We start from the raw sequence: 21,718 nt of genomic DNA on the forward strand, positions 1-21,718 counted from the left end.
GGCTGTGTAAACACCTGTTCCCGGGGTACGGGACCGCAAGGACAAGTACGTACGGAGGAGTTCCATGCATACGACTGCCAAGCCCGGCACACCCACCGGCCAGACCCTTGACGGCACCGGACTGACCATCTGCGATCCCCGCACGGGAGAGTACCTGTGGTCCGTCCCCGAAGCTGAACCCGTCGCGGTGAACCATGCCGTCGAGGTGGCCCGGAGCGCGGCCGTCCGCTGGGCGGCCGTCGCACCGGGAGAGCGGGGCGCCGCACTCCGGGCCGCGGCGCGGGCCCTCGACGCCGCAGCGGGGGAGCTGGCCGGCCTGAACAGCAGCGAAACCGGACGCCCGTTCGAGGAGGCCCTGGCCGGGATAGCCGCCGGCGTCTCCACGCTGGAACAGTACGCCGAGCTCGGCCCCCTGCACCGCGGCCACAGCCTGCTGGGCAACCGGTCGGCCTCTGATTACACGGTTGCCGAACCCCGCGGCGTGGCGGTTCTCCTCACTCCCTGGAACGATCCGGTGGCGGTGGCCTGCGGACTCATTGGCGCGGCCCTGGTCACCGGAAACACCGTGGTGCACAAGCCGAGTGAACGCTGCCCACGCCTCGGCGAGGCACTGGGGGAAGTGCTGGCAGCGGCGTTTCCGCCAGGGGTCCTGCTCACGGTCTCCGGCGGCGCCGGGGTGGGCGCGCTCCTGACCGGTGCCGCCGTCGATGTCATTGCCCATGTGGGCTCCAGTGCTGCCGGCACGCGGATTGCCCGTGCCGGGGCCAAAACCGGAGCCCATGTGATCCGGGAGAACGGCGGCAACGATCCCCTGGTGGTGGACCGCGACGTGGACCCTGGCTGGGCTGCTGAGCAGGCTGCCATCGGTGCCTTCAGCAACAGCGGCCAGATCTGCACCTCGGTGGAACGGATCTACGTCCACGAAGCGATAGCTGCCCGCTTCTGCGCCGCCCTCGAAGCCGAAGCGGCGCTGCGCAACAGCAACGGCAGCGTCGCCCCGCTGGTGGATACCAGGCTGCGTGACACCGTCCACGCCCAGGTTGCCGGGGCCCTTGAGCAGGGTGCGCGGGCGGTGGAAGGCGGCGCTGTTCCCGCCGGGCCCGGCGCCTTCTACCCGGCCACGGTCCTGCTCGGCTGCACGGACAGCATGCAGGTGATGACCGAGGAAACCTTCGGCCCGGTGGCAGCGGTCCAGGTGGTCGAAAACTTCGACGACGGGCTGCGGCTTGCGGGCAGTGGCCGCTACGGCCTGGCTGCAACGGTCCTGACGGGGAGCATCGCCCACGTCCAGAAGGCCATCGCGGCCCTTCCAGTGGGCACCGTGAAAATCAACGAGGTCTTTGGCGGTGCGCCCGGCGGATCCGCCCAGCCGCGGGGTGCCAGCGGCGAGGGGTTCGGCTACGGCCCGGAGCTGCTGGACGAATTCACCCGGGTGAAGGTAGTGCATGTGGCAGCCCCGCCGGCGTTCGCCCTCCACCTGCCTGATGAACCGATGCCGGATCCGGTGCAGGCCGGGAACGTTGTGGAGGAACAGATCAGGGATGAGGAGCCCCTGCGGGGAGGGCCTGACCGGGGCCGGGACGGCGGCCCGCAGTGAGCGCGGCGAAGGCATCCGGCGCATCAGCCGGCCCCGGCGGGGCGGGCGACCTGTCCAGCCAGCGTGCCCTCTCCGGCGGGCTTCCCCGGCGGTTGGCTGCCGAAAGCCCGGCCATCCTGGTGATCGGCGACGTTATGCTGGACGGCTGGTGGAGCGGCACCATTGAACGGCTCTGCCGGGAGGCCCCCGCCCCGGTAGTGGACGTCACCAGCCGCGAGTTCGCCCCCGGCGGGGCGGCCAATACCGCCATGAACCTGGCCGCCCTCGGCGCCAGGGTATCCGTGGCAGGCATCATCGGAACGGACGACGCCGGTGCAACGCTTCGGCGGAAACTCGAGGCGGCCGGCATTGACCTCAAGCACCTGCATTCCCATCCGGACATGGTCACCACCACGAAGATCCGGATCAGCAGCGGCGGCCAGGTGATGCTGCGGATCGATGACTCGGCCACGGCTGTCCCGGCCGCCGCGCTGGCGGCGCTGGCCTCCTCGGTGCGCGCCGCCGTCGGACATCAGGACGCGGTACTGGTGTGCGACTACGGGACCGGGGTCCTGGCAGGCCCGGTCCGCGCCGCACTCGGGGAGGCACTGAGGGTGGCGGAAACCGGCGTCGGTTCGGTCGCTGACCGCCCCCTGACGGTGGTTGACGCGCATGACCCGCGCCCGTGGGCCGGGCTGCGGCCGGACCTTGTCACCCCCAACGCCCAGGAAACTGCCCGGCTGCTGGACCTGCGCCTGGCAGAGGGCAACGGCCGCGTGGAAACCGTGACCGGGCATCGGGACGCCCTGCTTTCCTCCACTGGGGCCCGGGCGGTGGTGGTGACGCTGGACAGGGACGGAACCGTGCTCTTTGCCGCCGACGGAACCACGCACCGCACCTGGGCGCGGCCGGCCGCTGAGAAACAGGCGTCCGGGGCCGGCGATACCTTCGTGGCCGCCCTGACCCTGGCCCGGTCGGCGGGTCTTCCCCTGACGGCGAGCCTGGACCTCGCCCAGGCGGCCGCGGACGTGGTGGTGCACCAGCCCGGCACGTCCGTCTGCAGCACTGCCCAGCTCGCCAGGCACCTGGAGAGCTTCGCGGACACGGCGCTCAGCGCCGACGAACTTGTGCTGCAGGTTTCCGCGCACCGGGCCCACGGCCAGCGGATTGTGCTGACCAACGGCTGCTTCGACGTGCTGCACAGCGGGCACACCCGCTACCTGAACCAGGCCAAACAGCTCGGCGACGTGCTGGTGGTGGCCCTCAACAGCGACGACTCCGTCCGCCGCCTCAAGGGCCCGGGCCGGCCCATCAATCCCGGGGCCGACCGGGCGGCAGTGATCGCTGCCCTCAGCTGCGTGGACTACGTGACCATCTTCGATACACCCACGGCCAGCCCTCTGATCAGGCAGATCCAGCCCGATATCTACGCCAAGGGCGGTGACTACACCCCGGAGATGCTGGCGGAAACCGACGCCGTGGAGGAATACGGCGGCCGCGTCGTCATCCTCGATTATGTGGCGGAGCGCTCCACCACCGCCGTGGTCCAACGGATCCGCGACGGTGCAGTGGCAAACCCGGGTTCCTGAGGCCGCCGATTTGGGGTGAACAACTAGGGTTGAAGCATGACTGAAGCGGCACACGGATAATGGCGAAACGCGGCAAGTCAGGCGGCAGGAACGGCCTGCGTCCGGTCGCGGGCGTGGTGGACGTGCCGAAAGGCACCCGGCCCGACGGACCGGTGGAGGGCGTCTACTACATCGATACCGGCGACTGCCAGCTGATCGCGGACCAGGACAACTCCACCGGCTGGCTGCTGAAGATCAACGGCGTGATGAGCTCCCACATCGACCTCGCCGATCCGCTGTTCCTGGACTTTGAGTACATGCGCTGGATGGCGGCGCTGATTGAATCGCGGTGGCCGACCAAGGCTGCGGCGCACAAGCTGCGCGGGCTCCATCTCGGCGGCGGAGCCTGCTCCCTCGCCCGTTACTTCCACGCCGCCTACCCGGATGCGCGGCAGGTAGTGGTGGAGCTGGACGGCAAACTCGCCGAGTATGTCCGCGGCTGGTTCGACCTCCCCAAGGCGCCGCTGCTGCGCCTGCGCGTGGGCGAGGCCCGTGAGGTCACCGAGACCCTCACAGCGGACACCCGGGACTTCATCATCCGCGACGTGTTCGCCGGGTCGCTGACCCCGCGGCCGCTCACCACGGCTGAGTTCACCGAACACATCAAGCGCGTCCTGGCGCCGGGCGGGATCTACGTGGTCAATTCCGGCGACGCCCCGGACCTGAAAAACGCCCGTGAGGACGCTGCCACCATTGCGGCCGCGTTCGAGCACACCGTCATCATCGCCGACCCCGCCATGCTTAAGGGACGCCGCTACGGCAACGTGGTGATGGCCGGCAGCGACACGCCGCTGGACGGCGATCCCCAGCTGGCCCGCAGGCTCCTGGGCGGCGCGGTCCCTGCCCACATCTGGAACGACGCCCAGGTGCGCGCCTTCGCCACCGGCTCCCCGGTCCGCCACGACCCCCAGCCTCCATCGATTGCTCCGTAAAGGTCCTTTTGGAGCTGGAAAACGCCCTTTACGGAGCAACCGATGACGTTTTTCCCCTCCCGAGCAGAAACTCCCGGTGCGCGGCGGTCTGCTCGCGCAACGCCTGCACCACGGCTGCCACCGCCGGGCGGCGCATCGAGTCGGGCCGCAGCACCATCCAGTAAGGGAGCAGTTCGGCGACGTCGTCCGGGAGCAGCCGGACCAGGTCCGTGTGCAGGTCGCCCATAAAGCAGGGCAGGAACCCGATGCCGGCCCCTGCCCGGGTGGCCTCCACATGGACAAACACATTCGTTGACGTCAGGCCGTCCCGCATGGCAGGCACCAGCCGGCGCGGGGCGTCGAGGTCGTCCACCTGCAGCATCGAATCCACAAAATAGACCAGCGGGTGTTCGGTCAGTTCGGCAACGGTCGCCGGCGTCCCGTGCTCGGCGAGGTAGGCGTGCGAGGCGTACATCCCCAGCATGTACTCGCCCAACCGGACCGCTTCGGCCCGGTGGACCTGCGGCTCGCCTACCACCACCTCGATGTCCAGGCCGGAACGCTGCTGCAGGGCGCGCCGGGTCATGGTCACCACCTCCACGCTGAGCCCGGGGTGGTCGCGGCGCAGCCTTGCGACGGCCGGTGCGGCAATATAAGCGCTGAACCCGTCGGTCGCCGTCATGCGTACGACGCCGGCAACCGGGTCGGGTGCCTGGCCTGCCGGTCCCAGCGCACTCACCGCGGCCTCCACCTGTTCGGCCACCCGCACGGCACGGGTGCCGAGCTCCGTCAGTTCCCAGCCGCCGGCGGCACGGGCCAGGACCCGGCCGCCCAACGACTTCTCCAGGGCGGCTATCCGGCGTGACACGGTGGTGTGGTTCAGTCCCAGGGCCTGCGCCGCCGTCGTAAATTTTGCGGAGCGGGACACCGCAAGCAGGACCAGCAAGTCATCAGGGTTGGTATCCATATCTGCAATTGTGCACATGATAGGTGCCGCATTGGTCATTGAATGCCCATGTTTGTGCAGTAATACTCAGTGGAGCCATTAGTGCTGTGGATCACAGCACGTGTCAAAGTGGACACTAAGGAGAAACTCATGAGCGTAGAGCAACGCTCGGCAGATAATAATGCCGCCGGCCCCGCATCCAAGGGATCCGGCCTCAAAAAAATCGTGGCCGCCTCGATGGTGGGCACGGTGGTGGAATGGTACGAATTCTTCCTCTATGCCACCGCGGCGACCCTCGTCTTCGGAAAATACTTCTTCCCCGCCACAGGCAACGAGCTGGACGGCATCATCCAGGCGTTCATCACCTATGCCGTGGGCTTCGTGGCCCGCCCGCTCGGCGGCATCGTCTTCGGCCAGATCGGCGACAAGCTGGGCCGCAAGCCCACGCTGCAGCTGACCATCGTCATCGTCGGCGTGGCCACGTTCCTGATGGGCTGCCTCCCGGGCTTCGCCGAAATCGGCTACCTGGCACCCACCCTCCTGGTTGCCCTGCGCTTCATCCAGGGCTTTGCGCTCGGCGGTGAATGGGGCGGCGCCGTGCTGCTCGTTGCTGAGCACAGCCCCAACAAGTCCCGTGGCTTCTGGTCCAGCTGGCCGCAGGCCGCCGTGCCTGTGGGCAACCTCCTGGCCACCCTGGTGCTGTACGTGATGTCCTCCACGCTGAGCCCCGAGGCATTCCTCAGCTGGGGCTGGCGCGTCGCATTCTGGCTCTCCGCCGTGATTGTGTTCGTTGGCTACTACATCCGCACGCACGTCACCGAAGCCCCCATCTTCCTCGAAGCGAAGGCCCTCGTGGAGAAGGAGCAGGCCGTCAGCTATGGCGTGTTCGAGGTGGTGCGGAAATACCCGAAGGGCATCCTGCAGGCCATGGGGCTGCGCTTCGCGGAGAACATCATGTACTACCTGGTGGTCAGCTTCGCAATCGTCTACCTCAAGAGCGTGCACAAGTACGACACCTCCTCGCTCCTGCTGGCACTCCTGATCGCCCACGTCATCCACTTCCTGGTCATCCCGCAGGTGGGCCGGCTCGTGGACAGCATCGGACGCAAGCCCGTCTACCTGATCGGCGCCATCTCCGGTGCTGCCTGGCCGTTCTTCGCCTTCCCCATGTTCGATACCCGCAACGCTGTGGTGATCGTCCTCGCCGTGACCATCGGCCTGTGCCTGCACGCGTTTATGTACGCCGGCCAGCCCGCCATCATGGCCGAGCTTTTCCCCACCCGGATGCGCTACTCGGGCGTCTCGCTGGGCTCGCAGGTCACGTCCATCTTTGCCGGTTCGCTGGCTCCGCTGCTGGCTACCCAGTGGCTCAAGGACACCGGTTCCTGGGTCCCCACAGCCATCTACCTGGTGGTGGCCTGCGCCATCACCACGGCGGCAGTGCTGAGCCTGAAGGAGACCAAGGGCATCGCCCTGGAGGATGTGGACAAGGCCGACGCCGCCCGCGAGGGACTGCTCCCGGCCGGCAGCCGCTGAGCTGCTTGAGTAACTGAGGACTGGGCGAACGATGGGAAGTGCGATGGAGAACAGTTTGAACGGCCGCAAGGCAGTAGTCACCGGCGGTGCCAGCGGGATCGGCGCCGCGTGTGTCAGGGAACTCGCCGCCCGCGGGGCGAAAGTGGTGGTGGCCGACGTCGATTCCGCCGGCGCTGCCGCACTCGCCGACGAAGTGGGCGGCACCTCATGGGCCGTCGACCTGCTGGATGTGGACAGGCTCGGGACCCTGAGCCTGGACTGCGACATCCTGGTGAACAACGCCGGGATCCAGCGCATCAGCCCCATTGAGGAATTTGATCCCGTGGAGTTCCGGCGGATCATCGCCCTCATGCTGGAAGCGCCGTTCCTGCTCATCCGGGCCGCCCTGCCGCACATGTACGCCAACGGGTTTGGCCGCATCATCAACCTGTCCTCGGTGCACGGGATCCGTGCCTCCCCTTTCAAGAGCGCGTACGTATCCGCCAAGCACGGCCTGGAAGGGCTGAGCAAGGTGACGGCGCTTGAGGGCGGGGAACACGGAGTCACCTCCAACTGCGTCAACCCCGGCTACGTCCGTACGGCGCTGGTGGAGAAGCAGATTGCAGACCAGGCGAAGGTCCACGGGATCCCTGAAGCCGAGGTGCTGGCCAAGGTCATGCTCACCGAATCCGCCATCAAACGCCTGGTGGAACCGGGCGAGGTGGCATCCCTGGTTGCCTGGCTGGCGTCCGATCACGCCGGCATGGTCACCGGGGCCAGCTACACCATGGACGGCGGCTGGTCAGCCCGCTGACCGGCCCCGTCCCTTAACCACCGCCACCTGCGGCCGCTAATCCTGCGGCCTCAGGTGGCGGTGGTCGTAGTAGAAGACCCCCGCCGCGGCTCCAACCTCCACAGACGGACCGCTGCGGGACATAACAATCCCCTCGTGGCGGCCGTTGAAGGGATCGTCCCCGACGACGGCATCGCCCACCCGGTAGGGGCACCCGGGGCCGAGGGCCGCGAGGACCCGCCCCCAGGCACGGGTGATGAGCGTGGATAGTTTGACGGGCCGGCCCATGCTGGCCAGATCCTGGACATGTGCTTTCACCATGCGAACCACTCCTTGAAGCGGCGTGGAGCCGCCCAGTGCGGGTGCGGTAGCCGGAAAGCTCCCAGCAGAGGATGGTCCTCCTATTCCTGGCTGGCACCTTACAAATACGGTAGGCGCTATTCACACCAGTCACACCAGTAACATGTACTCGTTTTTCCGCGGGGCGACTACTTAGGTTCGGCGCGGGTACTCCCGGCCTTTGACCTCGTGCATTGCTGCCGCGTTCAGCGCTGGCCGTTGAGGATTTCGTCGGCGTTGGTGTAGGCCCAGGCCACTAGTGGAACCAGCAGGGCAGTCAGCTCGTAGCCGCGATCCGTGAGGCTATAGTCAACGCGCGGCGGTATGACCGGCTGTGCCTTCCGCAGGACCAGGCCGTCACTCTCGAGCGTTTTCAGGGTTTGCGCGAGCATCTTCTCGCTGATCCCCTCGGCCCGGCGCCGGAGTTCGCTCCACCGCTGCTCACCCTCTGAGAGCGCAAGAAGGATCAGCACGCCCCATTTACTGGTGATGTGGTCCAGCACCGTCCGGCTCGGGCAGCCCGCCGGGAACACGCCGTCGGCAAAGGCTGCGGGCAGTTTGGCCGGAAATGCCTGGGTGTCCATGCACCAACCTTACCAAAAGGTGAGTACCTTACCTCAAAGTGCGTACTCTCTTGTGGGAAGCATTCCGCGACGGGGTTGGTTGTGCAGGGTGACCCCTTACAAATGGTGAAAGGAACCACCCATGAGCATTGTCATCACCGGAGCAACCGGACAGCTTGGCCGCCACGTCGTCGAGGCGCTGCTGCAGCGCAATGTCCCGGCCGCAGAGATCGTGGCCGCGGGCCGCTCCATCGGTAAACTGGCCGACTTCGAAGCGCGTGGCGTGCAGGTCAGGACAATGGACTACACGGATGCCGCGTCGGTGGCGCAGGCGCTCGACGGCGCCAGCAAGGTTCTGCTGATTTCCGGCAGCGAGGTTGGCCAGCGCGTTGACCAGCACCGCACGGTCATCGAGGCTGCCAAAGCCGCCGGTGTGGAACTCATCGCCTATACAAGCATCGCCAACGCCGACAGCACCGGGATGAAGCTGGCTGCCGAGCACCAGGCAACCGAAGCCATCCTCAAGGACTCCGGCGTCCCGTTCGCCATCCTCCGCAACGGCTGGTACCTCGAAAACTACACCGAGCAGCTGCAGGGAACGCTGGCCCAGGGTGCGCTGGCAGGCAGCGCCGGTGAAGGCAAGGTCAGTGCCGCGTCCCGCCAGGACTACGCCGAAGCCGCGGCCGCCGTCCTCATCGCCGAAAACCAGGCCGGCAAGGTCTACGAACTCGGCGGCGACGAAGCCTTCACGCTCACCGAACTGGCCCAGGAGATCAGCACCGCAGCGAACCAGGACGTGGCGTACCAGGATCTTCCGGCCAGTGACTACGCCGGCCTCCTGGCCGGCTTTGGCGTTCCGCAGGCCTTCGCCGACATCCTGGCGGACTCGGACCTTGGCATCGCCCGCGGGGACCTGCTCGTCAGCGGCTCGGACCTCCGTACCCTGATCGGCCGGCCCACCACACCCATGCCGGCCGCCGTCCGTTCGGCCCTGGCCGCCGTCTGACCCACCCCCCCGCACGCTCTCTCACTTAACGGGCCATTTGGGTCAACGCTCTCTCACTTCACCTGAGTGAGCGTTGACCAGGTGGCCCATGAGTGAAGGGGGATTGGCGGCAACTACGATTTGCTGCCGGTTAGCGCCAAGGTTCCGCCGAGGCCGATCATCATGACTCCGCCTGCGGCACTGAGGGTGAAAACGCGCTTCGGCGACCGGGCGAACCACTGCCGTGCAGTGCCGGCGGCAAGGGCCCAAATGCTGTCGGAGACAAGCGCTATCACCAGGAACACCGCGCCCAATGTCGCAAGCTGCAGTGGAATGCTGCCGGCCTGGTAGTCAACGAACTGCGGCAGTACCGCCACGAAGAACACGATCGACTTGGGGTTTGTGGCCCCCACCAGGAAGCCCTCGCGCAGCATGCGCGAGGTGGACGACGGCGGCACCCGGCCCGCCGTCGTCGTTCCGCCCCGGTGCCGGATCGCCTGAATGCCGAGATATGCCAGGTAGGCCGCACCGGCAAATTTGATGATGGTGAACAGCACCATCGACTGCGCCACCACGATGCCCACGCCCATGGCCACAGCGACAATTTGGGGCACCATGCCCAGGGCGTTGCCCAGCACGCTCAGGAGCCCGCCCTTGCGTCCCAGGGCGAGCGAGCGGCCGATCACAAAGAGCACGCTGGGGCCGGGGATGGCGATGAGGACCAGCGAGGCCAGGGCAAACGCCAGGAGGTTGGTGAACGGAACCATGCCTGATGATAGCCCCGGCCTCCGCCAGGGTCGACGCCGCCTAACTGCCGGCGGAAACCGCGGGCTCAACCACGGGCAGCGGTGAGGTCTCGTCCACCAGTTCCGCCCGGCGTCGTCCGTTCCCCTTGACCCAGAGGCGGTAGGCGATAACCAGCAGCCCCAGCCACGCCGCGCCCACGTAAAGTGCCACCCGGGTGTCCTCGAAGGCGCCCAGGACCGCGATCACCAGAGCCATAAACGCGATGGTCAGGAGGGACGCGGCCGGCCACCACGGAGAAGGAAATTCCGACGCCGGCAGGCCCTTCCGCGCGATCTCGCGTTTCATGGCCACATGGGACGCGAGGATCATGACCCACACCCAAACCGTGGCGAAGGTGGCAATCGAGGCGATCAGGAGAAAGACGTCTTCGGGAATGACGGCGTTCAGGACAACGCCCACCAGCAGGATGCCGGCCATCATCACCACGGTCATCCACGGGACTCCGTGCCGGGAAACCTTGCCGAACACTGCCGGCGCATGGCCCTGGCCGGACAGCCCGAAGAGGATCCGGCCGGCGCCGAAAATGTCGCTGTTGATGGCGGACAGGGCTGCGGTGATCACCACGGCGTTGAGGATGTGCGGTGCCGCCGGAATGCCCAGGCCGCCGAAGATCTGCACAAACGGGCTGCCGTTCGTGCCGATCTCGTTCCACGGGAAAAGGCTCATCAGGACGCCCAGGGTCAGGACGTAGAACAGCAGGACGCGGACCGGAACCGTGTTGACGGCCTTGGGAATGACCTTCTTGGGGTCCGCCGCCTCGCCGGCGGTGATGCCGAGCGTTTCAATCCCGCCGAAGGCGAACATCACGACGGCGAAGGAAGCCAGCAGACCTTCAAAGCCGAACGGGAAGAAGCCTCCGTGTTCCACCAGGTTGCCCAGTCCCGGCGCCACCGTGGAGCCCCCGGCCTGGAATCCAAAGGCAATGATGGCTGCGCCGCCGGCGATCATGGCGATGATGGCCACCACCTTGATCAGCGAGAACCAGAACTCAAGTTCACCGAACACTTTGACGCTGAGCAGGTTCAATGCCCCCAGGAAGAAGATGATCGCGAGGATCCAGATCCAGCGGTCCACCTCGGGGAACCAGAAGCCCATGTAGATGCTGAACGCCGTCACATCCGCGATGGCCACAATCGCCATTTCGAAGACGTACGTCCAGCCGGTCACAAATCCCGCGAGCGGCCCGAGATAGCGGCTGGCGTACTGGCCAAACGAGCCCGAAACGGGGTGCCGGACGGCCATTTCGCCGAGGGCCCGCATCACCATAAACACCGCCGCTCCGCCGATGATGTAGGCGAGCAGGACCGCCGGGCCAGCTTTTTGGATCGCGGAGGCCGAGCCGTAGAACAGGCCGGTGCCGATGGCCGAGCCGAGTGCCATAAACCGGATGTGCCGGACGTTCAGTCCGCGGTTCAGGGTGCTGTTCAGGACGCGTCCGACGGCGGTGCCGGGCGTGGTCTTGTCCGCTGGGCTTGCGTCGGGGCTGGCATTTTCGTGCGTGGCGGCTGGTTGCTGCATACAAATACCTTCTCGTCATTGGGGAGGGGATCGCTAACCAGCAGACCATTTTCGCGCCGGACGTGATGAGCCTCACGGGAGCTTGGTGTCTTCCATCTCAGACTGGGCGGCGAGGTTGACCTGCCCAACCCCGTGGTGTCGACAACTCTTGACATCATGTCTGGTTTTCTTTACTTTGAGGATGTCAGCTTTGTTTTACATCACGAGCTGTTTGCGACGGCGGATACGGCGGGAGTGAAGATGTCCTTCGAAGAGAAAAGCGCCTGGATCATGGGGGTGGCGGCTGTGGCATCCTATGGCGTGTACCTGGCCGTCATCCTGGGCCGGGCCGGCACCGCGAACCTTGCCGGGGTTCCGTACGTCGGTCCGCTGCTGTGGACCGTCGCGGCCTCCATCCTGGGGTCCATCGCGCTGCATGCCGTAATCGGCATTTCTTCGCCTCGGGATGCCGGCCGAAAGGACCAGCGGGACAGGGAGATCTACCGGTTCGGGGAGTACATCGGGCAGTCCTTTGTGGTCATCGGGGGAGTGGCGGCACTGCTCATGGCCATGGCCGAATGGGATCATTTTTGGATCGCCAATGTCATCTACCTGGCGTTTGTGCTGTCAGCAATCCTGGGGTCCGTGGCCAAGATCGTCGCGTACCGCCGGGGGTTCCAGCCGTGGTGAAGCCAACCCGGGTCACCAACTCCCTCCGCCGCCTGCGCTTTGAACGCGGCGAAATGACCCAGGCCGAACTGGCCGAGCGCGTAGGTGTCACTCGGCAAACCGTCATTGCCATCGAACAGGGCCGGTATTCGCCCTCCCTGGAGATGGCCTTCCAGATCGCCCACGTTCTCAATGTGCCGCTCGAAGTCGTCTTCCAGTACCCGCACCATGAAGGAGAAGCATCATGAAAGCTATCGTTCAGGACGTTTACGGCAATTCCGATGTGCTGGGGCTGCGGGACATCCCGAAGCCGGTGCCCGGCAGCGGCGAGGTACTCATCAAAGTCCGCGCGGCCGGCGTCGACCAGGGTGCGTGGCACCTGATGACGGGGCGGCCGTACCTCATCCGGCTCTTCGGGTACGGGCTGAAGAAGCCCAAGGTGCCGGTCCGGGGCAGGGAAGTGGCGGGCGTCGTCGAGGCCGTTGGTTCAGGGGTGACCCGCTTCGTGCCCGGCGACGAAGTGTTTGGGACGTGTGAGGGGTCGTTCGCCGAGTACGCCTGCGCGAAGGAGACGTTGCTGGCGCGGAAGCCCTCGAACCTTACGTTCGAAGAAACGGCGGCTGCCCCCATTTCGGCTGTCACTGCGCTGCAGGCCGTCCGCGACGCCGGGCACGTCACCGCAGGGCAGAAGGTGCTGGTCATCGGGGCGGGCGGCGGAGTGGGATCCTTCGCCGTGCAGGTGGCCAAAGCGTTCGGGGCAGCAGTCACCGGGGTCTGCAGCACGGGGAAAGTGGACCTGGTCCGGTCCCTTGGGGCTGACGCCGTCATCGATTACACCCGGGATGACTTTGCCGGCGCCGGGGTTCTCTACGACCTCATCATCGATACCGCCGGCAACAGGAGGCTCTCAGTCCTCCGGAAGGCGCTTGCACCGCGGGGGACTCTGGTGATCGTCGGCGGCGAAGGCGGCGGGAGCGTGACCGGCGGATTTGAGCGTTCGATGGCTGCTCCGCTGGCAGCCCTGTTCTCGGGACAGAAATTCAAGGGGCTCGTGTCGAAGGGGAATTACCTGGACCTTGAAGCGCTGGCCGAAATGTTTGAGGCCGGCCGCGTGAAACCCGCTGTCGACAAGGTTTACGCGCTCGCTGAAGCGCCGGCCGCCATCGCCTATCTTCGCGAGGGCCGGGTGCGCGGCAAGGTGGTTGTCAGAATCTGATGGCCTCCTGCTGCGGGCCCTTTTGGGAGCGGACGCGTGAGCCGCCCGATGGCCTGTTAGCCGCGTTGATCGGTTGCCCGGCCGCCCACACTTACGCAGGAACCCTGCACTGCCTTAGCCGGGGGATGTTATCCACATAGACGGTTTCCTTAGCGCCTTCTGTAGGTGCGTGCTGTGATGCTGGGGGTATGGATAACGCCGCAGGTGCAGAGGTTCTGGAGGCCATTGCGGCTTCTGCTTTGCGGCTGGCCGGTGTGTTCCGGGGCACGGATCCGGCCGACATCCCGACAGGCGCCTCGGCGGACGGCTCGGTGCCGGTTGGAGTGCCTGCCACTTGCCCAAGTGCTGGCGTGGCCGACAGCCCGCCAGTAAGCACGGCAGGCGGGCCGGCTGACGGCCCGGTGCCTGGCGCTTTCGCAACCGGCCCTTCTGCCGCTGACTCGGACCCGTTGCGTTGGCAGGCTGAGGCGTGTCTGACGGTCCTGTCCGGCGCGGCGGGGTTGGAGGCGATGGTGGCTGCGATAAAGGTCCATGCGGCCGGCGGGTACGACGAAGCCGCCCAAGCGATCGCGGGCCCCATCATGTCCCCGCAGGAGCACACCGCCCAGGACATGAGTATCGTGGCCGAGGTCGCGTGTGCCCTGACGGTCAGTGAACGTACGGCCGGCGGGCTGCTGGGCGAAGCCCACCGCCTCACCACCGCCCTGCCGCTCACGCTGGCTGCTCTGGAGGCCGGGACGTTGTCGTGGCAGCATGCCCGGATCATGGTCGACGAAACCACGAACCTGGAGCCCGCCGGCGCCCACGCGCTGGAAGCGCATTTCCTGGACCCGGAGGCGCCGAACCCGGCCCGCGGCCCCGCCGGCGGGATGGTCCCGGGCCGGTTCCGGGCCAAAGCCAGGACCTGGCGCGAACGCCACCACCCCGTCAGCATCGAACAACGCCACACCCGGAGCGCCTTGGACCGGCGGGTTGAGTATTCCCCGGACCGGGACGGGATGGCGTGGCTCTCGGCGTACCTGCCCGCCGATCAGGCTTCCGGGATCTGGAACCGGGCCACCACAGCAGCCCGGGCCCTGCAAGGCCCTGCCGAGGGCAGGACCCTCACCCAGCTCCGGGCGGATAACGTCGCGGCGTGGCTGCTCGGCGGCACCCAGCACGCCACTCAGGACGGGGCTCTGCACGGCACCCAGCACGCCACTCAGAACGGGGCTGCCGGGATGATCCCGACACCAGCGGCCCAGGTTCTGGTGACGGTTCCGGTGTTCGCGCTGATGGGCCTGACCGATGAACCCGCCATGCTCGACGGGTACGGGCCGATCCCGCCGTCCATGGCCCGCGCTCTCGTGGCCGACGGTGCCGAGTCCTTCCGCCGGGTCCTGACCGATCCCCGGGATGGGGCCCCGTTGGAGATCGGCCGGGAAAGCTACCGGATCCCCAAAGCACTGCGCCAATGGCTCCGGCTCCGGGACGGCAAATGCCAGTTCCCCGGCTGCTCCAACCCATCCCTGGACAACGAAGCCGACCACCTCAACGCCTGGGCCAACGGCGGGACCACCGGGATCTCGAACCTGGCCCAGCTCTGCCCCAAACACCACAGGCTCAAACACGCCAGACCCTGGCAACCCACCGAAGCCACCAAGGACGAGCCGCCCGGCTGGATCTCACCCACCGGCCGGCACTACCAAAGCGAACAACCCGACCGGGAACCACCCCACTGGCCGCAGCCGCTGGTGGATGATCCGGGATTTGCAGCCGGCACGCGGAGAGAGTGGGAGGAGACACGCCAGGAAATAACTGTCTGGTCGGATCAGGCGGAGACCGATAAGGAACCAGCCGCTTGGCCAGATCATGACAACCCAAGTCAGGAGGAGACCGATAAGGGACCAGCCGCTTGGCCAGATCATGACAAGTCAGGCCAGGAATGGAAAGTCCAGCGGAAGGACCTGCAAGGAGCTGACCAGGAAACTGGCGTTACCCAAGATGGGGAAGCCACACCCGACGATCCCCTGGGTGACGAGTCCTACGAGGAGTGGGCGTTACCCGTGACCGCAGGGATCCAATGAGTTACATAGGCAGGTCACTTCGATCTCAGGGCGCGAAGGTGATCCCACGCTCGCTGGCGGCCGCTTCGAGAATCCGCACGGCCTTCGGACCGACGCCGTGCATGGCAAGCAGTTCCCTGCGGCCCAGTGAGGCGACCTCAGCCAAGGAAGTGATTCCAGCATTGAGCAGGGCACTGTTGGCAGGCCGGCCAATCGGGGGCAAATCCCCGATCTGCGCAGGAACGTCCCGGGTGCTCATGCCTGCCGCGCCGCAGCTTCGATGGCGGCCCGGTGCGCGGCCCACTCTTCCGGGCTGCGCGGAGTCAGATTCGGGTCGCCTGGACCCTGACCGGCCGTGCCGTCGATGAGTTCGCGCAGTATGTCCGCGTGACCCAGGTGGTGGGCCCGCTCAGCAACCATGTGTACCAGAATCTGGTGCAGGGTGACCTGACGCCGGTCCTCCGGCCACCAGGGCACCACGCCCGGGGCGTCCACAGGCAGCGTCTCGATCGTAGCGTCGCTGTGAGCTCCGGCAAAGTGGTGCAGCTCAACGATGTCAGCCCGGCTCTCGTCGGCCCTCGCCCACAGGTCGGCATCCGGGCTTGCGTCGTCGTCGAACCAGGAGAGGTGCCGGCCACTGGGACGGCCGAAGACGTCGCCGAAGTATCCGAGTTCCATACTCGCCACGTGCTTGACCAGGCCCAGTAGATTCGTGCCGGTGGGCGTGAGTGGCCGGCGCACGTCGTACTCGCTGAGGCCGTCCAGCTTGCCGAGCAGGTTGTCCCGCCGGACTCGCAGGTAACGGTGCAGGGTCTCCTTTTCGTCCATAGCGGGCACTCTACCGAACGACCCGCCTGTTTCTCGGGCTGCAGCTCCTCGGTTTACAAGCTTCCCGGCCGTCCCAAGCTCCTCGGCGATCCCCAAGCCCCCTTGGTCATTGACAAGGTGCCCGGGCCTTTGACGCCTAACTGCGAATAGTCTGGTATTCCAGACACGGAGGTGCCGTATGCGGCACGGCAGGTGCGTGTGAGAGGCGCAAGCTTAAGTACGGTATCCCGGACACCGGGCAAAGACGACGGCGTTTCATCGGAGGACACACATGGCAGACACGGAGATAAAGGTGGTGACCTCCAAAGTCCCCGCTGCAGAAAACACCCTTCGTATCCTCAAACTGCTGGCCTCAAAGCGCGGGCCCATGGCGGCGTCGAGCATTGCCACATCCCTGGGCCTGCCCAGATCCAGCGTCTACCACCTCCTGGGCGTGATGGAGGCCAACGGTTTTGTCCTCCACCTGCACGAGGAACAGCGGTACGGGCTGGGCATCAGTGCCTTTGAACTGAGTTCGGCGTACTCGCGGCAGGAACCGTTGTCCCGACTCGGACGGCCGCTGCTGGCCTCGCTGGTGCATGTGATCGGCGAGAGCGCGCATCTGGCCGTACTCCATGGCCGGGACGTGCTGTATATCGTGGAGGAGCGGGCCAAGAACCGGCCGTCGCTGGTGACCGACGTCGGCGTCCGCCTTCCCAGCCACCTCACCGCCAGCGGCCGGGCCATCCTGGCGGCGCTGCCAAAATCGCAGGTCCGCGCGCTGTATCCAAACGCTGCCGCATTCACTGCCCGGCACGAGGTGGAAGGCGCCATCATGAAGTACTCGGCGCTGTCCTCGCACCTGGACCAGGTGAGGCAGCGGGGATACGCCACCGAACACGGCGAGGTGACGCCGGGCTTCGGGTCCATCGCAGCCGCCGTCACCGATCACCTTGGATGGCCCACAGCGGCCGTCGCCGTGACGTTCCTGGAGGACAAGTTGCCGGCCGACCAGTGGCCCGCACTCGCCGCAAGGGTGCAGAAGGTGGCGGACGAACTCTCCGTCCGCATCCACGGCCGCCCGGGCAAGTAGCGCCGGGTAGTCGGCTTTCGCTTGCGGGCGCTGCGTCTGGAATCCCGGACAGCACCACCCCTAAAGCCCTGTCTGCCCTGCCGTGAAAGGGCTTTAGTAGATACAGAACCTCTTCCCAGCACCGCGAACCGCACACTCGCCCACAAGATGAAGGAGCCCTCATGGCACCCGCCGATTTCACCACCGGTGCCCGCCCGGTCAAAGCAGCCCGCGGCACCAAGCTCACCGCCAAGAGCTGGCAGACGGAGGCCCCGCTGCGCATGCTCATGAACAACCTGGACCCCGAAGTGGCCGAGCGCCCCGACGACCTGGTGGTCTATGGCGGCACCGGACGCGCCGTCCGCAGCTGGGCCGCGTTCGATGCCATCACCCGCACCCTCGAAACCATGGAAAAGGACGAGACCCTGCTGGTCCAGTCCGGCAAGCCCGTGGGTGTCTTCCGCACCAACGAATGGGCCCCGCGGGTGCTGCTGGCCAACTCCAACCTCGTGGGCGACTGGGCCAACTGGCCCGAGTTCCGCCGGCTGGAAGCCGAAGGCCTGATGATGTACGGCCAGATGACCGCCGGGTCCTGGATCTACATCGGCACCCAGGGCATCCTGCAGGGCACCTTTGAAACCTTCGCCGCGATCGCCCGGAAGCTCACCGGCGACGAAGACGGCACCCTGGCCGGCACCCTGACGCTGACCGGCGGCTGCGGCGGCATGGGCGGCGCCCAGCCGCTCGCCGTCACGCTGAACGACGGCGCGTGCCTGATTGTCGACGTCGACGAGACCCGCCTGCGCCGCCGCGCCGGGAAGCGCTACCTGGACGAGGTGGAAACCGATCTCGACGCCGCCATCGCCAAGGTCCTCAAAGCCAAGGAAGAGCGCCGCGGCTGGTCCGTGGGCTACGTCGGCAACGCCGCCGAGGTGTTCCCGGAAATCCTGCGCCGCCACAACGCCGGCGAACTCACCGTGGACATCGTCACGGACCAGACCTCCGCGCACGATCCGCTGAGCTACCTGCCCGAAGGCATCTCGGTGGAGGAATGGCACCGTGAGGCCGAGGCCGACCCTGAGGGCTTCACCAAGAAGGCCCAGGCCTCGATGGCACGGCACGTCCAGGCCATGGTGGAATTCCAGGACGCCGGCGCCGAGGTCTTCGACTACGGCAACTCCATCCGCGACGAAGCACGCAAGGGCGGCTACAACCGCGCCTTCGAATTCCCCGGCTTCGTCCCCGCTTACATTCGCCCGCTGTTCTGCGAGGGCCTGGGCCCGTTCCGTTGGGTGGCACTGTCCGGCGACCCCGAAGATATCCGCGTCACCGACGAAGCCATCAAGGAACTGTTCCCGGAGAACAAGCACCTGCACCGCTGGATCGATGCCGCCCAGGAACGGGTGGAGTTCGAAGGCCTCCCGGCCCGCATCTGCTGGCTGGGCTACGGCGAACGCGCCAAGGCCGGCCTGCTGTTCAACCAGATGGTCAGGGACGGCAAAGTCAAGGCACCCATCGTGATCGGCCGTGACCACCTCGACTCAGGCTCCGTCGCCTCCCCCTACCGGGAAACCGAGGCCATGGCAGACGGCTCCGACGCGATCGCCGACTGGCCCATGCTGAACGCACTGCTCAACACCGCGTCCGGAGCAACCTGGGTATCCCTGCACCATGGTGGCGGCGTCGGCATCGGCCGCTCCATCCACGCCGGCCAGGTCTCCGTCGCCGACGGCACCGACCTCGCTGCGGAAAAGCTCGAACGCCTCCTCACCAATGACCCCGGCATGGGCGTCATCCGCCACGCCGACGCCGGTTACGGCCGCGCCCTCGACGTCGCCAAAGAACGCGGCGTCCGCATCCCCCTGAACGAAAACGCGAAGTAGGAATCATGACCGCCATTACCCACGAACCGCTCACCGTCGCCCTCGGCTCCAGCGGTGTCACACCCGAGGACGTCGTCGCCGTCGCCCGCCACAACGCCAAGGTGACCATCTCGCCGGACGCGCTGGAAAACGTCGCCAGGGTCCGCGCCCACATCGACGGCCTGGCCAACAGCGAGACTCCCGCCTACGGCATCTCCACCGGCTTTGGCGCGCTGGCCAACCGGCACATCCCCAACGAACTCCGCACCCAGCTGCAGAAGTCCCTCATCCGCAGCCACGCCGCCGGGATGGGCCCCGCCGTGGAGCGCGAGGTAGTCCGCGGCATCATGTTCCTGCGCGCCAAAACCCTCGCCTCCGGCCGCACCGGCGTCCGTCCCGTGGTCCTGCAGACCATGGTGGACGTCCTCAACGCCGGCATCACGCCCGTGGTTCGTGAGTTCGGTTCCCTGGGCTGCTCCGGCGACCTTGCGCCGCTGTCCCATTGCGCCCTGGTGCTGATGGGCGAGGGAGAGGCAGAAGGGCCCGGCGGCGTGACGTACGGCGGCCGCGGCGAACAGCCTGTCGCTGTCCTGCTCAGCGAGCACGGCATCGAGCCCGTGACCCTCGCTGAAAAGGAAGGCCTGGCGCTGGTCAACGGCACGGAGGGCATGCTCGGCATGCTCCTGATGGCCATCGCGGACATCCGCCGGCTGCTCACGACGGCGGACATCACCGCCGCGATGAGCGTCGAGGCGCTGCTCGGTACGGACCAGGTGTTCCTGCCCGAGCTGCACGCGGCGCTGCGCCCGCACCCGGGGCAGGCTGCAAGCGCGGACAACATGCTGCGCGTGCTCTCCGACTCGCCGATCGTGGCCTCGCACCGGGTAGGGGACTCGAAGGTGCAGGACGCCTACTCGCTGCGTTGCGCACCCCAGGTGGCCGGCGCCGTCCGCGACACCGTGGACCATGCGGCGCTGGTGGCATCCCGCGAACTCGCCGCCGCCATCGACAACCCGGTGGTTCTGCCGGACGGGCGCGTCAGCTCCAACGGCAACTTCCACGGCGCCCCCGTGGCCTACGTGCTTGATTTCCTGGCCATCGCGGTGGCGGACCTGAGTTCCATTGCCGAGCGCCGGACCGACCGGATGCTGGATCCGGCCCGCTCGCACGGGCTCCCCGCCTTCCTTGCCGCGGACCCGGGTGTTGATTCCGGTTTGATGATTGCCCAGTACACACAGGCCGGTCTGGTCTCGGACAACAAGCGGCTTGCCGTCCCGGCATCGGTGGACTCCATCCCGAGTTCCGCCATGCAGGAAGACCACGTCTCCATGGGCTGGCATGCCGCCCGGAAGCTGCGCAGGGCAGTCGAGAACCTCCGCCGCGTCCTGGCCATCGAACTTGTCACCAGCGGCCGGGCCATCGACATCCGCACCCAGCTGTCCGGGGGAAAGCTGCTTCCCGGGCCGGCGGGTGCCGCGGTCATCGGGTCACTTCGGAAGACGGTTGACGGCCCCGGCACGGACAGGTTCCTGTCGCCGGAACTGGAAGCGGCAGACCGTTTGGTCGCCTCCGGTGAGGTGATTGAAGCTGCCGAATCCGCCGTCGGAATTCTTGCCTAGGCGGGAATATTGTTCGGTACTCACGGCTTTTCGGGCCAATGCTGAAATATGGTGCAACACGCACATATCGGGTCCGGGAAGTGTAGTAGAACTGAAGGTGTAGTAAAAGTCACATCAAAGAGGCTGTGACGGGACGTATACAAAGGGGTAGAAGTTCAAATGAAAGCACGTGGGGCTGTCCTGTCGAGGCGCAACGCACATTCCGCCATCGTCTCTGACTGGGGAACATTCCAGGCCGGGGACAAAGTGGAAATCATCAAGCACGCTCATGTTATTGCGGCGGGCGAGGTGGAAGAAGTATCGCAGAGCGGGAATGTGTTGTGGCTCGTGCCGGCAGTGCCGTCCGAAAAACAACTCTTCCTTAAATCCGACGGTGTAGAGGTTCGGCGTAGCTGACCCTGAACGCAAAAAAGTCCCTGCCTCCCGGTCTGACCGGGAGGCAGGGACTTTGTCGTTAACGCAGGTCAGCTCAGGCGGCGATCGCTTCGTAGGTCTCGCCGAACGGGACGGACTCGTCGAGGGCGACGGTAAAGCGCCCGGGCCGCAGGCGGGTCACCAGGATGCCGCAGGCTGCATCCTTGGCAGTTTCGATCAGGGTGGCAACAGCGTTGTCCAGTCCTTCGCGCATCTCCTCGGCAGTTGCAAACTGCAGGTCGAGGGACCGGGCGTCTGAGGCCTCGGTGTCCGCAACGGCGGTCAAGGGGCGTTCCAATGTGGCTGTAGTCATAGGTTCAACTATACCGGCAGGATTCTCAGATGTCAGATGACTGCTATCTGAATGGAGGAAGCGCCCAAAAACCGAAGCCTGTTCGCAGGATCCCGCAGTGAAGCCGGGGCCGCGCGAACAAGCTTCGGTCTGGAGTCCCGC

The 21,718-nt window shown here is 66.5% G+C and carries 21 protein-coding genes; 14 read left to right on the forward strand and 7 right to left on the reverse strand.

What is annotated here, in order from left to right; genetic code table 11:
• Positions 1-64: 64 nt before the first annotated feature.
• From IDT60_RS01910 to IDT60_RS01920, 3 genes are read left to right on the forward strand one after another with little or no spacing between them, the layout of a single operon-like run.
• The gene (locus tag IDT60_RS01910; RefSeq protein ID WP_191080681.1) at positions 65-1,597 is read left to right on the forward strand and encodes an aldehyde dehydrogenase; all 1,533 of its coding nucleotides are present in this window, start codon (positions 65-67) and stop codon (positions 1,595-1,597) included.
• Positions 1,594-3,165: a D-glycero-beta-D-manno-heptose 1-phosphate adenylyltransferase gene (rfaE2, locus tag IDT60_RS01915; protein WP_191080682.1), complete on the forward strand. Its 1,572-nt coding sequence runs from the start codon at positions 1,594-1,596 to the stop codon at positions 3,163-3,165. Before IDT60_RS01910 ends, rfaE2 begins: the two co-directional genes overlap by 4 nt.
• A 59-nt stretch (positions 3,166-3,224) precedes the next feature.
• Entirely contained in the window at positions 3,225-4,136 is a 912-nt protein-coding gene (locus IDT60_RS01920; RefSeq protein WP_191080683.1) for a spermidine synthase, read from the forward strand.
• Between the two features lie 28 nt (positions 4,137-4,164).
• Here IDT60_RS01920 and IDT60_RS01925 read toward each other — a convergent pair whose 3' ends face one another.
• Positions 4,165-5,082 (reverse strand): LysR family transcriptional regulator, encoded by a 918-nt coding sequence (locus IDT60_RS01925; protein WP_191080684.1) that lies wholly within the window; start codon positions 5,080-5,082, stop codon positions 4,165-4,167.
• Between the two features lie 129 nt (positions 5,083-5,211).
• Between IDT60_RS01925 and IDT60_RS01930 the strand changes: the two genes are divergently transcribed.
• Positions 5,212-6,597 carry an MFS transporter gene (locus IDT60_RS01930; RefSeq protein ID WP_191080685.1) on the forward strand — a complete coding sequence of 462 codons (1,386 nt, stop codon included), beginning with the start codon at positions 5,212-5,214 and terminating at the stop codon, positions 6,595-6,597.
• A 43-nt stretch (positions 6,598-6,640) separates the two neighbouring features.
• Positions 6,641-7,390, forward strand: a complete 750-nt coding sequence (locus IDT60_RS01935) for a 3-hydroxybutyrate dehydrogenase (protein WP_164202733.1) — start codon at positions 6,641-6,643, stop codon at positions 7,388-7,390.
• Positions 7,391-7,426: 36 nt separating this feature from the next.
• On the opposite strand, the gene IDT60_RS01940 is transcribed toward IDT60_RS01935, so the two are convergent.
• Entirely contained in the window at positions 7,427-7,690 is a 264-nt protein-coding gene (locus IDT60_RS01940; RefSeq protein ID WP_191080686.1) for a hypothetical protein, read from the reverse strand.
• A 224-nt stretch (positions 7,691-7,914) separates the two neighbouring features.
• Positions 7,915-8,292: a helix-turn-helix domain-containing protein gene (locus IDT60_RS01945; RefSeq protein ID WP_164202729.1), complete on the reverse strand. Its 378-nt coding sequence runs from the start codon at positions 8,290-8,292 to the stop codon at positions 7,915-7,917.
• A gap of 121 nt (positions 8,293-8,413) precedes the next feature.
• Here IDT60_RS01945 and IDT60_RS01950 point away from each other — a divergent pair, with 121 nt between their 5' ends.
• Entirely contained in the window at positions 8,414-9,277 is an 864-nt protein-coding gene (locus IDT60_RS01950; RefSeq protein WP_191080687.1) for an SDR family oxidoreductase, read from the forward strand.
• Between the two features lie 113 nt (positions 9,278-9,390).
• Here the strand turns inward: IDT60_RS01950 and IDT60_RS01955 are convergent, their stop codons facing one another.
• Both IDT60_RS01955 and IDT60_RS01960 read right to left on the reverse strand, forming a co-directional pair.
• Positions 9,391-10,023: a LysE family translocator gene (locus IDT60_RS01955; RefSeq protein WP_191080688.1), complete on the reverse strand. Its 633-nt coding sequence runs from the start codon at positions 10,021-10,023 to the stop codon at positions 9,391-9,393.
• A gap of 40 nt (positions 10,024-10,063) precedes the next feature.
• Positions 10,064-11,581: an amino acid permease gene (locus IDT60_RS01960; RefSeq protein WP_223883847.1), complete on the reverse strand. Its 1,518-nt coding sequence runs from the start codon at positions 11,579-11,581 to the stop codon at positions 10,064-10,066.
• A 156-nt stretch (positions 11,582-11,737) separates the two neighbouring features.
• Between IDT60_RS01960 and IDT60_RS01965 the strand changes: the two genes are divergently transcribed.
• The 4 genes from IDT60_RS01965 to IDT60_RS01980 all read left to right on the forward strand — a co-directional run bounded on the left by IDT60_RS01965 (position 11,738) and on the right by IDT60_RS01980 (position 15,511).
• Positions 11,738-12,250, forward strand: coding sequence for a hypothetical protein (locus IDT60_RS01965; protein WP_223883848.1), 513 nt, complete (start codon positions 11,738-11,740; stop codon positions 12,248-12,250).
• Positions 12,244-12,477, forward strand: a complete 234-nt coding sequence (locus IDT60_RS01970) for a helix-turn-helix transcriptional regulator (RefSeq protein WP_164202721.1) — start codon at positions 12,244-12,246, stop codon at positions 12,475-12,477. The genes IDT60_RS01965 and IDT60_RS01970 overlap by 7 nt, the downstream gene beginning before the upstream one ends.
• A complete protein-coding gene (locus IDT60_RS01975) occupies positions 12,474-13,445 on the forward strand; it encodes an NAD(P)-dependent alcohol dehydrogenase (RefSeq protein WP_191080689.1) in 972 nt (323 codons plus the stop codon). Before IDT60_RS01970 ends, IDT60_RS01975 begins: the two co-directional genes overlap by 4 nt.
• Positions 13,446-13,633: 188 nt before the next feature.
• The gene (locus IDT60_RS01980; protein ID WP_191080690.1) at positions 13,634-15,511 is read left to right on the forward strand and encodes an HNH endonuclease signature motif containing protein; all 1,878 of its coding nucleotides are present in this window, start codon (positions 13,634-13,636) and stop codon (positions 15,509-15,511) included.
• Between the two features lie 234 nt (positions 15,512-15,745).
• Here the strand turns inward: IDT60_RS01980 and IDT60_RS01990 are convergent, their stop codons facing one another.
• Positions 15,746-16,318 carry a DinB family protein gene (locus tag IDT60_RS01990; protein WP_191080692.1) on the reverse strand — a complete coding sequence of 191 codons (573 nt, stop codon included), beginning with the start codon at positions 16,316-16,318 and terminating at the stop codon, positions 15,746-15,748.
• A 271-nt stretch (positions 16,319-16,589) separates the two neighbouring features.
• Between IDT60_RS01990 and IDT60_RS01995 the strand changes: the two genes are divergently transcribed.
• The 4 genes from IDT60_RS01995 to IDT60_RS02010 all read left to right on the forward strand — a co-directional run bounded on the left by IDT60_RS01995 (position 16,590) and on the right by IDT60_RS02010 (position 21,246).
• Positions 16,590-17,390: an IclR family transcriptional regulator gene (locus tag IDT60_RS01995; protein WP_191080693.1), complete on the forward strand. Its 801-nt coding sequence runs from the start codon at positions 16,590-16,592 to the stop codon at positions 17,388-17,390.
• A 161-nt stretch (positions 17,391-17,551) separates the two neighbouring features.
• Positions 17,552-19,252 carry a urocanate hydratase gene (gene hutU, locus IDT60_RS02000; protein WP_191080694.1) on the forward strand — a complete coding sequence of 567 codons (1,701 nt, stop codon included), beginning with the start codon at positions 17,552-17,554 and terminating at the stop codon, positions 19,250-19,252.
• A 5-nt stretch (positions 19,253-19,257) separates the two neighbouring features.
• Entirely contained in the window at positions 19,258-20,850 is a 1,593-nt protein-coding gene (gene hutH, locus IDT60_RS02005) for a histidine ammonia-lyase (RefSeq protein ID WP_191080695.1), read from the forward strand.
• Between the two features lie 159 nt (positions 20,851-21,009).
• A complete protein-coding gene (locus tag IDT60_RS02010) occupies positions 21,010-21,246 on the forward strand; it encodes a hypothetical protein (protein WP_164202711.1) in 237 nt (78 codons plus the stop codon).
• 73 nt (positions 21,247-21,319) lie between these two features.
• Here the strand turns inward: IDT60_RS02010 and IDT60_RS02015 are convergent, their stop codons facing one another.
• Entirely contained in the window at positions 21,320-21,577 is a 258-nt protein-coding gene (locus tag IDT60_RS02015) for a hypothetical protein (protein WP_164202710.1), read from the reverse strand.
• Between the last annotated feature and the right edge of the window lie 141 nt (positions 21,578-21,718).

The sequence above is a fragment of the Pseudarthrobacter sp. BIM B-2242 genome (assembly GCF_014764445.1).
GTDB classification, from domain to species: Bacteria; Actinomycetota; Actinomycetes; order Actinomycetales; family Micrococcaceae; genus Arthrobacter; species Arthrobacter luteus_A.

What these genes read in the sequence shown, in the direction of transcription:
- IDT60_RS01955 (WP_191080688.1), bottom strand. Translation starts at nt 10,023, where the DNA reads ATGGTTCCGTTCACCAACCTCCTGGCGTTTGCCCTGGCCTCGCTGGTC.
- hutH (WP_191080695.1), top strand. Translation starts at nt 19,258, where the DNA reads ATGACCGCCATTACCCACGAACCGCTCACCGTCGCCCTCGGCTCCAGC.
- IDT60_RS01935 (WP_164202733.1), top strand. Translation starts at nt 6,641, where the DNA reads ATGGAGAACAGTTTGAACGGCCGCAAGGCAGTAGTCACCGGCGGTGCC.
- IDT60_RS01925 (WP_191080684.1), bottom strand. Translation starts at nt 5,082, where the DNA reads ATGGATACCAACCCTGATGACTTGCTGGTCCTGCTTGCGGTGTCCCGC.
- hutU (WP_191080694.1), top strand. Translation starts at nt 17,552, where the DNA reads ATGGCACCCGCCGATTTCACCACCGGTGCCCGCCCGGTCAAAGCAGCC.
- IDT60_RS01950 (WP_191080687.1), top strand. Translation starts at nt 8,414, where the DNA reads ATGAGCATTGTCATCACCGGAGCAACCGGACAGCTTGGCCGCCACGTC.
- IDT60_RS01995 (WP_191080693.1), top strand. Translation starts at nt 16,590, where the DNA reads ATGGCAGACACGGAGATAAAGGTGGTGACCTCCAAAGTCCCCGCTGCA.
- IDT60_RS01980 (WP_191080690.1), top strand. Translation starts at nt 13,634, where the DNA reads ATGGATAACGCCGCAGGTGCAGAGGTTCTGGAGGCCATTGCGGCTTCT.
- IDT60_RS01940 (WP_191080686.1), bottom strand. Translation starts at nt 7,690, where the DNA reads ATGGTGAAAGCACATGTCCAGGATCTGGCCAGCATGGGCCGGCCCGTC.
- IDT60_RS01975 (WP_191080689.1), top strand. Translation starts at nt 12,474, where the DNA reads ATGAAAGCTATCGTTCAGGACGTTTACGGCAATTCCGATGTGCTGGGG.
- IDT60_RS01920 (WP_191080683.1), top strand. Translation starts at nt 3,225, where the DNA reads ATGGCGAAACGCGGCAAGTCAGGCGGCAGGAACGGCCTGCGTCCGGTC.
- IDT60_RS02015 (WP_164202710.1), bottom strand. Translation starts at nt 21,577, where the DNA reads ATGACTACAGCCACATTGGAACGCCCCTTGACCGCCGTTGCGGACACC.
- IDT60_RS01990 (WP_191080692.1), bottom strand. Translation starts at nt 16,318, where the DNA reads ATGGACGAAAAGGAGACCCTGCACCGTTACCTGCGAGTCCGGCGGGAC.
- IDT60_RS01960 (WP_223883847.1), bottom strand. Translation starts at nt 11,581, where the DNA reads ATGCAGCAACCAGCCGCCACGCACGAAAATGCCAGCCCCGACGCAAGC.
- IDT60_RS01930 (WP_191080685.1), top strand. Translation starts at nt 5,212, where the DNA reads ATGAGCGTAGAGCAACGCTCGGCAGATAATAATGCCGCCGGCCCCGCA.
- IDT60_RS01945 (WP_164202729.1), bottom strand. Translation starts at nt 8,292, where the DNA reads ATGGACACCCAGGCATTTCCGGCCAAACTGCCCGCAGCCTTTGCCGAC.
- IDT60_RS01910 (WP_191080681.1), top strand. Translation starts at nt 65, where the DNA reads ATGCATACGACTGCCAAGCCCGGCACACCCACCGGCCAGACCCTTGAC.
- IDT60_RS01965 (WP_223883848.1), top strand. Translation starts at nt 11,738, where the DNA reads ATGTCTGGTTTTCTTTACTTTGAGGATGTCAGCTTTGTTTTACATCAC.
- IDT60_RS02010 (WP_164202711.1), top strand. Translation starts at nt 21,010, where the DNA reads ATGAAAGCACGTGGGGCTGTCCTGTCGAGGCGCAACGCACATTCCGCC.